Source organism: Corallococcus sp. M7, from assembly GCF_054512695.1.
On the sequence record NZ_CM137252.1, the window covers coordinates 8483960 to 8497649 of the forward strand.

Below are 13690 nucleotides of genomic sequence, written 5' to 3' on the forward strand. Positions count from 1 at the left end.
CTTTGACGGCTTATGTAATTCCTTTGTGATGAGACAAAAAAATCACTGAGACTGCCCGTGGGTCGTCAGTGCAGGGCCCCATGGGCCTGCCCGCCCGGGCTCGCGGACTCGGAGTGGAGAGAGGACACGCCGCGCCTCAAAGCCATACAGCCGGGACGGCGTGAATCCCACCCATCGTGCGAACCATTGACGGGGCGGCGTACCGCGACGCCATCCGCGCGTATGGGTTTCCAGGCGGCGTGCCGGATGGTTGGGGCAGCCTGCCAGCACCCGCGGTGGATGGGCGGAGCACGGAGCTTGTCAGCATCTCCGTGAGGGAGCGGGTTCAGGGACCGCCCTGTTTCGCGGCACCTTCCATGACGAAAAGCCCCGGCCTCCCGCCCTGGAAAGGGCAAGGGAGACCGGGGCTCCTCGCGGACGGCCAGGGCCGCGTGGGGTTCAGGCGCTGACGTTCTGCTCCGCCGCGGACGGCTTCGCGGGGGCGAAGGCGGGCAGCACCTTCGCCACCGTCCCCGTCATCTTCGACGGGGTGTACGCGGGGATGAGGTCCTGGAGGGCGCGCTTCACGTCGTGGGCGTCACCGGCGCGGGCCGCGCGGTCCAGGCGCCTGAGCTGCAACTGGAAGTCCGCGGGCGGCGCGGGGCTGCGGGCCACCTTGATGCGGTTGCGCACCTGCTGGGTGAGCTCCTCCTCCTCGGACATGAGCACCTCCTCCAGCTTCTCTCCCGGACGCAGGCCCGTGTAGACGATGTTGATGTCCTTGTCCGGCACCAGGCCCGTCATGGTGATCATGTTCGCGGCCAGCTCCGCGATGCGGACCGGCTCGCCCATGTCCAGGATGCACAGCTCGCCGTAGCCACCCAGGCCGGCCAGCACCACCAGGCCCACCGCCTCCGGGATGATCATGAAGTAGCGGGTGCAGTCCGGATGGGTGACGGTGACGGGCCCGCCCGCTTGGATCTGCTGCTTGAAGAGCGGCACCACGCTGCCCGCGGACCCCAGCACGTTGCCGAAGCGCACGGCGCAGAAGGTGGTGCGCGACGTCACGGCGATGTCGCGGATGACCATCTCCGCCAGGCGCTTGGAGGCGCCCATCACCGACGAGGGCTTCACCGCCTTGTCGGTGGAGATGAGGATGAAGCGCTCCGCCCCGCAGGCGTCCGCCATGCGCGCCACGTTCTGCGTGCCGAAGACGTTGTTCTTGATGGCCTCCTCCGGCGCGTCCTCCATGAGCGGCACGTGCTTGTGCGCCGCCGCGTGGAAGACGTACTGCGGCGAGAACTCCTGGCCAATGCGCAGCATGCGGTCCAGGTCGCGGATGTCCGCCACCACGGAGTGCACCGGCACGTGCGGGTAGCGCGACTGGAGCTGGCGCACCAGCAGGTAGAGTTCGTTCTCGTTGATGTCCACCACCACCAGCGACGCGGGCGAGTGCCCCGCGACCTGCCGGACGATTTCACTGCCGATGGAGCCCGCGCCGCCGGTGACGAGGATGCGGCGGCCCGTCACCAGCCGGTGCACCTCCTCATGGTCGAACGAGATGGCGTCCCGGGGCAGCAGGTGCTCCGGGGACAGGTCGTGCAGCATGGCGGCGGTGATCTTCTGGTCCAGGTAGGCGAACGAGGCCGGGATGATCTTGAAGCTGACACTCTGGTGCCGGCACAGGCTCAAGAGGTGCCGGGTGCGCTCCGGGGACAGCCGGGGGATGGCGATGAGCACCTGCGTCACCCGGTGCTTCTTCATCAGCTCCGGCAGCGCGTCCAGCACGCCCAGCACCGGCTTGCCGTTGAGGAACGTGCCCTGCTTGCCCGGGTCGTCATCCACCAGACCGATGACGTGCCACGGGCTCTCGCGGTCCCTCAAGAGGTCGCGCAGGAGCAGGTCGCCGGCGCTGCCCGCGCCCACGATGAGGGTGCGCTGGGAACCCTTCGCCTTCGCGCGCTGCCGGTCCAGGTACCACTGCCGGACCATGCGCGGGGCGAAGCGGTGGAAGCCCAGCAGCGTGGTGGTGACGAAGAACTCCAGCGCGACCACCTGCCCCGGCAGCGACTCCATGAAGAAGATGGTGCGCAGCAACTCGAACACGATGGTGCCCGCCAGGCTCGCCAGCTCCAGCCGGACCGCCTCGTGGATGCCGGAGCGGTCGAAGGACCAGCGGTGCAGGCCCAGCCAGACGAGCGTCACCAGGCGCACCGCGACCAGCAGCGCCACGGCCCGGGGCAGGGCCTCCCTGCAGACCGGGGACAGCCCATCCGCGAAGTGCAGCATCGTGGCGGCGACCAGCGAGCCGGCGATGAGGACCGCGTCCACGCCCAGCATCCGCAGCCAGCCGAAACGGTGAGCCCTTCGCGGTGCCTGCTCCGGGGTCTCCCGCGGCCCTGCGTCCAGGCTCATCGCTTCCAGATTCTGACCGTCTTTCATTGATGTCTCCCCCTCCGGCCCGGCGTCCACGGAAAATCCGCCGTCCTCCCACCCGCGTAATCAGGAAGACACGCCCTAGCTCGGAATCGCGGAAAGGTGGACGCGCGTCCAGTGGTGTCAAAGCCGTCCAGGAGTGCTGTCCGACCTGTTTCCCGTGAACGTGCGTGCCAGCGGGCAGGCCCCCTGCCCCACGGGGCCGGAACACAGACATCGCCGCGGTCTCCGGGGGCCAGGAGCCCACGGGCAACGGCCTGCCGCGGCGGTGTTTCAGCGATGTGACACGCCTCCGGGAGCAAGGGGCGGGCGCGGCCGTGGCGCGATGGCGGCGCCAGCGGGCTGACACTTCGCGCGGCTTGCTCCGCCGGAGCCCTCCCGCCACGCTTCGGGCCATGACGACCGAATTCATCCTGCTCCGGCACGGGGAGACGGAGTGGAACGCCCTGGGGCGCCTGCAGGGGCACCTGAACAGCATGCTCAGCCGTGAGGGACGGCGGCAGGCGGAGGCGCTCGCGGCGCGGCTGGCCACCCTTCCCTTCCAGGCCCTCTACAGCAGCGACCTGGACCGCGCGGTGCAGACGGCCGCCACCATCGCGGCGAGGACGGGCCACGACGTCCAGCGGGACGCGCGCCTGCGGGAGCGCGGGCTGGGCGTGCTCGAAGGGCTGACGCGCGCGGAGGCCGGCCAGCGCCACCCGGCCGTCTTCGCCGCGTACACGGAGGGCCATGCGGACTACGTGGTGCCCGAAGGGGAGAGCGCGTCCCAGCGCCTGCGGCTGGCGCTGCAATGCCTGGAGGAGCTGGGCGCGCGCCATCCGGGGGCCCGCGTCGTGGTGGTCACCCACGGAGGACTGCTCAGCGCCCTCTTGCGCCACTGCCTGGGCATCCCCGCCGCCGCGCCGCGCGCCTTCTCCGTCCTCAACGCGGGTTGGAACCAGTTCGACCTCCATGAGGGGTCCTTGCGGATGGTGACCTGGGGGGATGTCAGCCACCTTCGCGCGCTCAGCCTGGACGACACCTGAGGCGGCCGTGACGGACTGTCCCTGGATGGACGTACACTGGCGCGCGCCATGCGCACGCCAACCGCTTCGGGGCTGGGACCGCCGGCTGTCTTCGTGGGCCGAGCCCATGAGGTACGGCGGCTGGGGGACATGCTGAGGCGCGTGCGCACGGGGGTCGTCTACGGACTTCCCGGCGCGGGCAAGTCCGCGCTGGTGGCGGCGGTGGCCGCGAAGCACCGGGGCCCCGTCGTGCACCGGCGCGTGCGCCCTGGAGACACGCTGGACACGGTGGTGGACGACGTGCGCCGCCTCTTGAGCGAAGCGCCCGTGGCACAGGCCCTGTCGGACGCGTCCCGGCTGGAGGCGCTGGCGGATGAGCTGGAGGCGCGCCGCGCCCTGTGCGTGCTGGACGACCTGCACGTGCTCGGGCCGCCGGAGCGCGCGGCGCTGGTGGAGGACCTGGGAGGGCGGCTGAGGCAGGGCACGCTCCTGGCCACCTCGCGCGAATCGGTCCCCCGGCACGCCGCGAGCCCGGACCGGGTGGAGCTGCGGCTGGAGGGCCTGTCCCGGGAGGCCGCGCTGGAGCTGTGGCGGGAGCTGGACGCGCTCTACGGCGAGCGCGACGGCTTCGACGCGGCGTGGGGCCGCTCGCGGGGCCTGCCCTTCCTCCTGCGCCGGGCCCACGCGGGCGACACGGGCGGGGATGAACCGGTGCGGGCTGCGCTCGCGGCGCTGCCCCCGGACGAACGGAGGCTCTGCGCGATGCTGGCCTTGAGCCAGCTGCCGCTCACCGCGAGCACGCTGCGGCCGGTGCTCCATGGCGACGCGGCGGACACGGCGCTGCGCCAGCTGGGCGCGAAGCTGTTGATGGAGACGGACTCGCGGGGCCGGCACGGCGTGCACGACCTGGTGCGCGAGGCGATGGTGTCCCTGCTGTCGCCGGAGGAGGCGCGCGCGGCCCACGAAGCGCTGCTGGAGGCCCTGGAGCGGGAGCCCCTGCCCGCCGTGGTCCGGGTGCGCGCGGTGTGCCGCCACCTCCAGGCGCTCGGCCGGCACGACGCGCGCGCGGCCTTCATCGTCGCGCAGGCGGAGGCCCTGGTGCGCCATGGCGCCGCGGACGAGCTCCTGGGCCTGCTGGACTCGCTGCCCACGGAGCTGCGCACGCCCCAGGTGAAGCTGGCCCATGCGCGCGCGCGGGTGCGGCTGCTCGACCTGCGCCGCGCCTATCCGGAGCTGCTGGCCCTGCGCGCCTCGCTGGAGGCCTCCGCCGGCGCGCCGGAGCCGGAGTCGAACGAGGCCCTGCGCGAGGGCGTGGGCGCCGTGCTGGTGCGGGTGGCCCTCTTCGCGCTGGAGCCGGAGGCCTGCGAACGCACGCTGGAGGCCATGCCCGTGCCGAGCAGCGCGGAGGTCTTCCTCCAGCAACTGCTGGCATGGACCGCGCTGCGCTTCTTCCAGGGACGGCTGGATGAGTCCCTGGCCATGCTGGACAACGCCGCCGCCGCGACCGGGGACCGGCGCGTGCTGGGCTGGTGCGCCTACGCCCGCGCGCTGATGCTCTGGATTGAAGGCCGAGACAGCGAGCTGGCGGAGCCCCTGGCCCAATGCGTGTCATTGCTGGAGGACGCGCCGCTCGACTCGCGAGGCCCCCTGGTGGCGGCCATGTCCGCGGGCATCCTCAGCCGGCTGGGCCGCTTCACGGAGGCGGACGCCGCGCTCGCCAGCGCCCGGGAGCGCCTGGGCCAGCTGGGCGCGCCCCGCCTCGCGCTGGAGCTGGACTGCATCGCGGCGTGGGTGCGCGGCGAGCTGGGACAGCGAAGGGCGGCGCTCGCGGCGCTGAGGGAGACGGAGGGCCGCGCGGAGAAGGCGGGCTACCTCTTCGTCCGGCTGCTGTGCCGCGTGGGCGCGGGCCGCATGCTGCTGGAACTGGGACGGCGCGCGGAGGGCCACGCGCAGCTGGATGCCGTGGAGGAGGAGGTCCGGGCGCGCGGCGTGGTGGGGCTGATGCGGGCCGCCCGGGTGGCGCGCACGCTGGACGTGCCGGGGCCGGACGCACCGCCCATCACCGTGGAGCCCCGCGAGGTGCGCCCCGGCATCGCCGCCCGCCAGCGCGCCCTCGCGGCCCTGTCCGCCGCCCGGAGCGCGGACGTCCCGCGCGCCACGGCGCTGCTCACCGCGCTGGAGCCCCTGGCCCGCGGTGACGACTTCGCGCTGGAGCGCACGCTGGGGCACCTGGCCCGCGCCACGCTCCACCGGCACGCGGGCCGCGCTCAAGAGGTGGCCCAGGCCCTGGAGGCCGCCACGCGCGAGGGGACCGAAGGCGGCGTGGACCCCGAGCTGATGGCGGAGCTGACCCGGCCATTCACCTCCACCGCGCAGGCCGCCGCCCCGGAAGCGCCGGAGGCGGTGGTGCTGGATGCCCGCCGTCACGAACTGCGAGCCCCGGGGAAGACCGTCTCCCTGGAGCGCAGGGCCCTGCCGCGAAGGCTGCTCTACGCGCTGGCCCGCCAGCCGGGCCGCATCCTGTCGAAGGAGGACTGCGTGCGCGCCATGTGGAACGCGGACTACGACCCGCGCCTGCATGACAACGCCTTGCGCGTCCACGTGAGCCACGTGCGAGACATGCTGGAGGGCACCGGCACCCGCGTGGTCTTCGAGGACCCCGGCTACCGCCTGGAGGTGTCTCCAGGCTTCACCTTCGTCCCATGTGACACGGTGTAGCAGTCACGCCAACCCCATCACAGTAGTTATCCAGTTACGATAAATCGTCACCCGGGGTGTTTACAAAGAGTCCAGGACTCCTCCAGAATCCCCGCGCCTCATAATTCTCATTAAAAACGGGGTTCACATGATTTCGGCTCAGATGGTGCGTCGCTGGACCGCCGCCAGCGCGGTGTCGCTGCTGGTCGTCGGTTGCGGTCCCCAGACCACGGAAGAGAAGCAGACCCAGCCGGAGACGCCGGCTCCCGCCGCCACCACCCAGGAGATCGTCGGTGGCTCGGCGACCACCATCGGCGCGAACCCCTGGCAGGTGTCGCTGCAGAGCAGCGGCGGCAGCCACTTCTGCGGCGGCTCCATCATCAACGAGAACTGGATCCTCACCGCGCAGCACTGCGTGAACTCCGGTGGCTCCATCTCCAAGCCGGGCCGCATCGTCGCGGGCGTCACCAACCGCACCACCACCACCGGCGGCCAGGTCCGCACCGTGTCCCAGGTGGTCGTGTACCCGGGCTACGTGGACGCCAACTACGGCAAGGACGCGGCGCTCCTCAAGCTGTCCTCGCCGCTGGACCTGAGCGGCGCGAACGTGAAGGCCATCCCCTACGTCACCGCGGCGGACGCGGCGGCGGGCGTGGCCGGCGTGGGCGCCGTGGCGCGCGTCACGGGCTGGGGCACGCTGTCCAGCGGCTCCTCCTCGCTGCCGACCACGCTCCAGACGGTGGACGTGAACATCATCAGCAACGCGGACGCGCAGGCCGACTACCAGGGCCAGGAGACCATCACCGCGGACCAGCTGGGCGCGACGGCTCCGGGCAAGGACTCCTGCCAGGGTGACAGCGGCGGTCCCCTCACCGTCCTCAAGGGCAGCACCCGCGTGCTCGCGGGCATCGTGAGCTGGGGCTACGGCTGCGCCGACCCGGCGTACGCGGGCATGTACGGCCGCGTGTCGTCCTTCGCCAGCTGGATCGACAGCACCATCAACGCGGTCCAGCAGCCGACGCAGACGCTGCTGAGCCAGACCAACCTCTCCGGCTCCGCCAGCACCTGGAAGCACTACGCCATCACCGTCCCCGCGGGCTCTACGACCCTGACGGTCGAGCAGTCCGGCGGCACGGGCGACGCGGACCTCTACGTGCGCCAGGGCTCGCAGCCCACGACGACCGCGTACAACTGCCGCCCGTACCTCAGCGGCAACGCGGAGACCTGCACCATCACCGCCCCCGCGTCCGGCACCTGGTACGTCTCCGTGCGCGGCTACTCCTCGTACTCGGGCGTCGCCGTGAAGGCCACGGTGCCGTAGTCGCCGTCTGACTCCGGGATGAGCGCAAGGCCCTCTTCCTCCCTTCGCGGAGGGAGGGGGCTTTCGTGTTTCAGCGACCTTGGGTGCGCACAGTGTTACACCCGGTGTCATGGCCCGGCCCAGAGCTTCGCGCTGTCCCCACTGCAACGCCCCCTTCACACCCCAGGTGGCCAAGACGCACTACGACTGCGGCTACTGCGGCCACGCCTTCGACCTGGAGGGCCCGCTTCCGGTGCGGCCCGGCCCGCGCCCGCCGCCGCCCGCCCAGGCGAACAACAAGCAGGTCCCCATCATGCTCGCGGGCATCGTGGTGATGGTCCTGATGGGGGTCATGGGCACGGTGTTCGCCCTCGCTGGAGCCCCGGACACGTACGAGCCCCCTCCCGCCCCGCCTCCCGCGGCCGTCGTCCCCGTCGCCCCTCCGGTCGTCCCCGGGCCTCCGCCCGAGCCGCCCAGGGCCGAACCCGAGCGCCTCCAGTGGTTGGAGCGGGGCGCGCCCGCGTTCGTGGACGTCAACGGCGATGGGACGGAGGACATCGTCGGCCACGTGGCCCGGCACGATGGAGGCACCGGCCTCCAGCACTTCGTCGCCGCGTTCGACGGCCGGACGTTCCAGAAGCTCTGGGAGTCAGCGCCTTCGGAGGGGCCGGACGCGTCCCGCCATACGAAGGTCATCGCCCAGAACGGCCGGCTGGTGATGAGCGAGCAGCGCACGGTGAACCTGCTGGAGCTGGAGACCGGCAAGCGGCTGGGGCGCGTGCCCCTGACGGACTCGCCGCGCCGGCTGTGCATTCCTCCGGGGGACACGACCTCCGTCTGGGTGGAGCTGGTGGACCACCAGCACCTGCTCTTCGACACGCGCACGGCCACCGCGAAGCCCGCGCCCCGCGCGCCGAAGGGCTGCGCCACGCCGCCCTTGAGCCCGCAGACGTGCAACATGAGCCGGCCGGCGGAGCACCCCACCACCTGCGAGCGCTCCAGCTACCCGCCCTCCGACATCCGCGGCTTCTCCACGAAGTACCTCTTCCGCACGGGCGGCTACACGCTGGCGCTGGGCACGCGATGGCCGGGGACGCAGGTGCCCCTGGTGGCGCTGTACGCGCCGGGCAACCGCAAGCCGCTGTGGCACGACACCGTATCGGACAAGGATCCGCTCCTCCTGCGGGACACCGCGCCGGAGGTGGGGGAAATCACCCAGGACGCCGTGTACGTCGTCTACGACCTGGAGAAGGGAGGCCAGCAGCTCGTCCGGCGTGACCTGCGCACCGGCGCCATCGCCTGGGACGTGGCCCTGCCCGAGACCACCTTCAGCTCCATGCTGACGGCCCTCTGGGTCCGGGACGGCCGTGTCTACGCCCCCCTGTGGGGCAACCTGCTTGTGTTGGATGCCGCGACGGGCGACCGCCTCGGCGAGATTGGAGTGAGATGAACATGCATCGGCTTCTCGGCGGCCTCCTCGTCCTGGCGTTGGGGCTCGCGTCCCCGGCCCGGGCCTTCGATTACGGCGTGAACCTGCACCCACCGCACGTCAGCACGGTGGACAAGGCGCGGCAGACGGCGCTGGTGCTGGCCCAGCGCAAGGTGCGCACGGTGCGGCTGGACGTGGCGCCCAACTCGAACCTCACCTGGCTCACGCAGGTGGTGACGGCGTTCCGGGACCAGGGCATCACCGTGGAGGCCATGCTCTACGACCCCAAGGTGAACACGTACACCTGCGGGACGCAGGCCACCGAGCAGGAGGCCTATACCGCCACCTACGCCATCGTGAACGCGATGAAGGGGCTCATCACCGACTGGGAGCTGCAGAACGAGCGGCAGCTGAAGATCGCCCCCAGCTCCTCCGCGATGGACATGACGCCGTACCAGAACGACTGCGGCTACCGCGAGGCGGCGGTGACGCGGGGCATGTCGCGCGCCATCCGCGACGTGCGCACGAACAGCGGCGTGCCCCTGCGCATCATCCTGGGCTTCGTGGGGCGCGGGTACGGCTTCCTCGACTTCATGCTCGCGCAGGGCGTGCAGTTCGACGTGGTGGGCTACCACATCTATCCGTGGCTCCAGCACCCCAGCCTGGACACGGACCCGTGGTTCGGCACGGGCGGCCTCTTCGCGAACATGGCCCGCTTCAACCGCCCGGTGCGCATCAACGAGTTCAACTGCGCGGAGGTCTACTCCGGCGACCCGAACACCCCCTACGGCGCCCAGGCGGACTATGAGAACCAGCCGGGCCGCCCCGTCACGGAGGCCTGCTACGCCAGCATCAACAAGCACCTGCGCGTCATCCTGGCGCAGACGAAGGTGCGCGTGGAGGGCGTGACCTTCTACGAGCTGTTGGATCAGCCGGAGCTCCTGCCGCACTCGGAGGCGGAGAGCCGCTTCGGCCTGATGTACGACCTCGACACGCCCAAGGTGCAGCTGATGCTGGTGTCCGCCTTCGCGGGCGGAAGCCTCACGGCGGCGGAGCGCACGCAGGTGACCAGCCGCGGCCTGCTGACGGACGCGGAGATCACCGCCAATCAGCAGGCGGCGGGCTCGCTGGCGCAGTCCATGACGCATGCCGAGTACATCGCGTACCTCTACCGCTTCGTCCTGGGCCGCGACGCGGACGCCGGGGGCCAGCAGGCCTGGACGCAGCAACTGGTGAGCGGCACCAGCACCCGCGTGGGCGTGCAGATCGCGTTCCTGAACTCCAGCGAGTACGCGTACCGCCGCACGAACAACCTGTACGCGCCCGCGCCGTCCACCCAAGTGCTGTCGAACACGGCGTTCGTCACGCACGCGTACGTGGTGCTGCTGGGGCGGGACCCGGACACGGGCGGCCTGAACAGCTACGTCAACGCGCTGAACACGGGCACCTCGCGCGCCACGGTGATCCGGTCGCTGATGACCAGCACGGAGTACCGCAACCGCCACGGTCAGTAGATGGAGATGAGGTGGACCCGCACGCGGGGGTTGCCGAGGTACTCCTCCAACCGCCAGCGGGTCCGCATCCCGTCCTCGCGGATGCCCACGCCACCGTCCGTGGGGGGCTCCGCGCTGGCGAGCGCCTCCCGCAGGTGGGACACCGCCCAGCGGTCGAACTTCGGGTCCCCGGAGCCCTCCAGCACCTGGAGGTCGATGAGGCTGCCGTCGCGCGCCTGCCGCACCTCCACGATGGCGACGAGCGCCAGGATGGGGGTGGTGACATCCATCATGTAGACGTTCGCCGCGCGCCCGGCCTCCACCGCCGCGCGCAGCCGGTCGGACGTCTCCCGGCGGACGTCGCGCGCCTGGGGCGCGAAGGGAGTGCCCGTCTTGCCGAACCGCTCGATGGCCTCCAACTGCTCGCGCTTCAGCCGGCGGGCGAGCACATCCAGGTCGGGAGGCGGCGGGTCCACCAGCTTCTCGGAGAAGCCCTGGCGCAGCTTCGCGAAGTAGGGAGGCGTCGCGCCCGTGGCCCGCGCGGACGCGGTCGCGTCGTGGGCCCAGCCATCCACCTTCTGGCGCGCCTCCTCCGCCTCACGGGCCGCCAGGGCCTTGGGGTCCGGCTCCGAGCCGGGGACGTTGCGAATCGTCCGCCCCGTCGACGGCGGCCCCTTGAGGAGCCCACCGCCCAGCAGCCCGGGCGGTTCCAGTTGGAGCGGGACGTCCCGGACCGGAGGTGACGCGCGCTCGTCGGGTGCCTTCGCGAGGGGCTCCGAAGCAGCATTCCCGGGAGTGGCGGGAGCCTCGTCCTTCTTCCGCTCGCGCTCCGCCAGCGGCTTCGGCGCCACGTCCTTCTCCCGCTCGCGCTCCGCCGGGCGCGGAGGCCGAGGCGCTGCTTCGGGCGCGGGGGACGCGGGCGGCGTGGGGCGTGCGTCCCGGGTGACGATCTCCAGCTCGACGGCCTGCGACGGCTCACGACGCCGGACGTCGGCGGACGGGCTCCGCCACAGCGCGAAGAGGAGCGCCGCGTGCAGGAGCCCGGAGACGACGAGCAGCAGAAGCAGCTGTGAGCGGCGGGACACGCGACTCAGCTTGCTCCCTCCCGCCGCGCGGGAGAAGTGGCGCGGAGCGTGGGTGTTGGACCCTCACGCTCCCCTGCCCTCCTCCTATGGCGCCGCCGGTGTCCGGAATTCCGGGATGAGCTCGCCCGTGAGCCGGATGCTCTTCAGGACCTTGTCGTGCGCCAGCGCGCCCACCTGGTGGAAGGACATGAGCGCGTCGATGCCCAGCGCCTGGTAGCGCTTGAGCCCCGCGCGCACCTGGTCCTGGGTCCCGACGATGAGCGAGTCCTGCGCGCTCAGCACCTCCCAGACCTGCTCGTCCGGGACCTGCTCCCCGCCCATGATGCGGCCCAGCAGGCGCTGCGCCTGGGACTGCGGCGCGTTCGGGTCCTTCTTGCGCAGGTACTGGCCCGTCAGTCCGCCGCCCGCCGGGTCCTTCGCCAGCGCCTCCAGCTCCGCGGCTGTCTTCACGAAGGCGTCCTTCGCCTCGAAGAAGGTGAACGACCCGCTGGTGTACCAGGCGGCGGCCTTCGCGGCGCCGTTCTCCATCGCCTCGCGCTCGCTGTCCGCGCAGTGCACGAAGGTGAAGAAGGCGACCTGGTCGTTGACGAACGCGCCCACCGGCTCGCAGCGCGTGCGCAGGGCCTCGCGGTAGATGTGGATCATCTCCGCCACCTCCTCCGGAGAGGCCCACAGCGTCACGCCCAGCGCGCCCACGCCGTTGCGCCCCGCCTGTTCGAAGGACGCGGGGCTGGAGCACGCCTGCCACAGCGGCGGATGAGGCTTGCGGTACGGTTTGGGGATGACGCTGACGTCCTTGAGCTTGAGGTCCGGCCCGTCCCAGGACACCTTGTCCTGCGTCCACAGCTTCGGGATCAGCTCGAAGGCCTGCTGCATCTGCCCGCGCGTGGAGTCCGGCTCGATGTTGAAGGTGCGCCACTCCGGGATGGTGCTGCGCGCCAGTCCCAGCTGGAAGCGGCCCCCGCTCAGGTGGTCGATGAAGGCCGCGCGCTCCGCGACCCGGATGGGATGGTTGAAGCGCGTGGGCGCCAGCACCGACGAGTGTCCGACGTGCAGGTTCTTCGTGCTCCGCGCGATGGCGGTGAGCATGATCTCCGGCGCGGAGCTGTAGCTGAACTCCACGGCGGTGTGGTGCTCCACCTGCCACCAGACGCCGTAGCCCATCTCGTCCGCCAGCCGCGCCTGCTCCAGCGTCTCCTGGATGAGCTGGTGCTCGTGGTCCGGACCGCTCCAGCGCTCCTTCGGGTGCTGCATCTCCGAAAAGATGTCGAGCCGCATGATGTCCCCCTGAAACCGGTTTCACGTCTCCAGCAACCCCAAGCACAACTCCCGCGCCGTCCGGAAGCAAGCCGCTCCGGACGGCGTGGGTCGGACCGTCACTCCACCCAGTGGACCTTGCCCAGGCCGGCGGGGATGAGGTCGCAGACGTAGAAGATGTCGTCGTACGGGTAGTTGTCGTACACGCCGCGCGCGGCGATGCAGCGCGCCTGGTTCGGGTAGGGCGCGTTGAACTCCGCGGCCAGCTGCTGGCAGTAGGCGTTGTCGCCAGGGCCACCGCACTCCTCGGTGCACTGGTCCGCGCCGATCCACTGCGGGTTGTAGAGCGGGTACGAGTCCGACTCCGTCCAACACAGGCCCGTCGTGCACTGGGTGTCCGCCGAACAGCCCTGGCCCACGGCGTTGAGGCCCTGCTCCTGCTGCGTGGGGGCGGGGGTCTGCTGCTCCGGGGCCGGGCTGGCGCCACAGGCGAGCATCGCGAACGAGAAGAGGGTCACGGGGACAGCGAAGAGCTTCCGCATCATTGGAAAACCTTTCCAGGGGAAGGGGGAACCCGGAGGGAACCACTTCGGTCCCAGCGGGCAAAGTCACGTTCTCACGGCAATGCAGTTTATCCCCACAAGATTTGGTCCGATAGGGTTCACGGCGGGGGCCGGAGGCGTGGGGTACGCTGGCGGCACTTCAAGCAGAGGGCCCCGTCCATGTGCCGAAGCATCAAGACGCTGTTCAACTTCGAGCCCCCCGCGTCCGACGCGGAGGTGCGGGCGGCGGCCCTACAGTTCGTGCGGAAGCTGAGCGGCACCAGCGCTCCGTCGAAGGCGAACGAGGAGGCCTTCCACCGCGCCGTCGAGGACATCACCGAGACCGCGCGACGGCTGATGGACTCGCTGGTGACCACGGCCCCGCCACGCAACCGCGACATGGAGGCCATGAAGGCCAGGCTGCGGTCCGCGAAGCGCTTCGCGCCGCGTTGAGCTGGACAGACCCGC

At 71.2% G+C, this 13690-nt stretch carries 10 protein-coding genes; 6 read left to right on the forward strand and 4 right to left on the reverse strand.

Translation table 11 applies throughout. The features are described 5' to 3' along the window. Positions 1-438 precede the first annotated feature (438 nt). Positions 439-2394 (reverse strand): polysaccharide biosynthesis protein, encoded by a 1956-nt coding sequence (locus ACX114_RS33970; RefSeq protein WP_459291489.1) that lies wholly within the window; start codon positions 2392-2394, stop codon positions 439-441. 416 nt (positions 2395-2810) lie between these two features. Between ACX114_RS33970 and ACX114_RS33975 the strand changes: the two genes are divergently transcribed. The 5 genes from ACX114_RS33975 to ACX114_RS33995 all read left to right on the forward strand — a co-directional run bounded on the left by ACX114_RS33975 (position 2811) and on the right by ACX114_RS33995 (position 10359). Beyond that, entirely contained in the window at positions 2811-3440 is a 630-nt protein-coding gene (locus ACX114_RS33975; RefSeq protein WP_459291490.1) for a histidine phosphatase family protein, read from the forward strand. 48 nt (positions 3441-3488) lie between these two features. Then, a complete protein-coding gene (locus tag ACX114_RS33980; protein ID WP_459291491.1) occupies positions 3489-6137 on the forward strand; it encodes a winged helix-turn-helix domain-containing protein in 2649 nt (882 codons plus the stop codon). Between the two features lie 142 nt (positions 6138-6279). Continuing rightward, a complete protein-coding gene (locus ACX114_RS33985; RefSeq protein WP_459291492.1) occupies positions 6280-7437 on the forward strand; it encodes a trypsin-like serine protease in 1158 nt (385 codons plus the stop codon). A 166-nt stretch (positions 7438-7603) separates the two neighbouring features. Then, positions 7604-8866: a hypothetical protein gene (locus tag ACX114_RS33990; RefSeq protein ID WP_459291493.1), complete on the forward strand. Its 1263-nt coding sequence runs from the start codon at positions 7604-7606 to the stop codon at positions 8864-8866. 2 nt (positions 8867-8868) lie between these two features. After that, positions 8869-10359: a DUF4214 domain-containing protein gene (locus ACX114_RS33995; RefSeq protein WP_459291494.1), complete on the forward strand. Its 1491-nt coding sequence runs from the start codon at positions 8869-8871 to the stop codon at positions 10357-10359. Here ACX114_RS33995 and ACX114_RS34000 read toward each other — a convergent pair. From ACX114_RS34000 to ACX114_RS34010, 3 genes are all read right to left on the reverse strand, one after another. After that, positions 10353-11423, reverse strand: coding sequence for a ferrichrome ABC transporter substrate-binding protein (locus tag ACX114_RS34000; protein ID WP_459291495.1), 1071 nt, complete (start codon positions 11421-11423; stop codon positions 10353-10355). The genes ACX114_RS33995 and ACX114_RS34000 overlap by 7 nt on opposite strands. An 84-nt stretch (positions 11424-11507) precedes the next feature. After that, positions 11508-12701: an LLM class flavin-dependent oxidoreductase gene (locus tag ACX114_RS34005; RefSeq protein ID WP_459291496.1), complete on the reverse strand. Its 1194-nt coding sequence runs from the start codon at positions 12699-12701 to the stop codon at positions 11508-11510. A 98-nt stretch (positions 12702-12799) separates the two neighbouring features. Next, positions 12800-13225, reverse strand: a complete 426-nt coding sequence (locus tag ACX114_RS34010) for a hypothetical protein (RefSeq protein ID WP_459291497.1) — start codon at positions 13223-13225, stop codon at positions 12800-12802. A gap of 177 nt (positions 13226-13402) precedes the next feature. On the opposite strand from ACX114_RS34010, the gene ACX114_RS34015 reads away from it, so the two are divergent. Then, complete coding sequence (locus ACX114_RS34015; RefSeq protein ID WP_459291498.1) at positions 13403-13675, forward strand: DUF2277 domain-containing protein; 273 nt, start codon at positions 13403-13405, stop codon at positions 13673-13675. Positions 13676-13690: the final 15 nt, after the last annotated feature.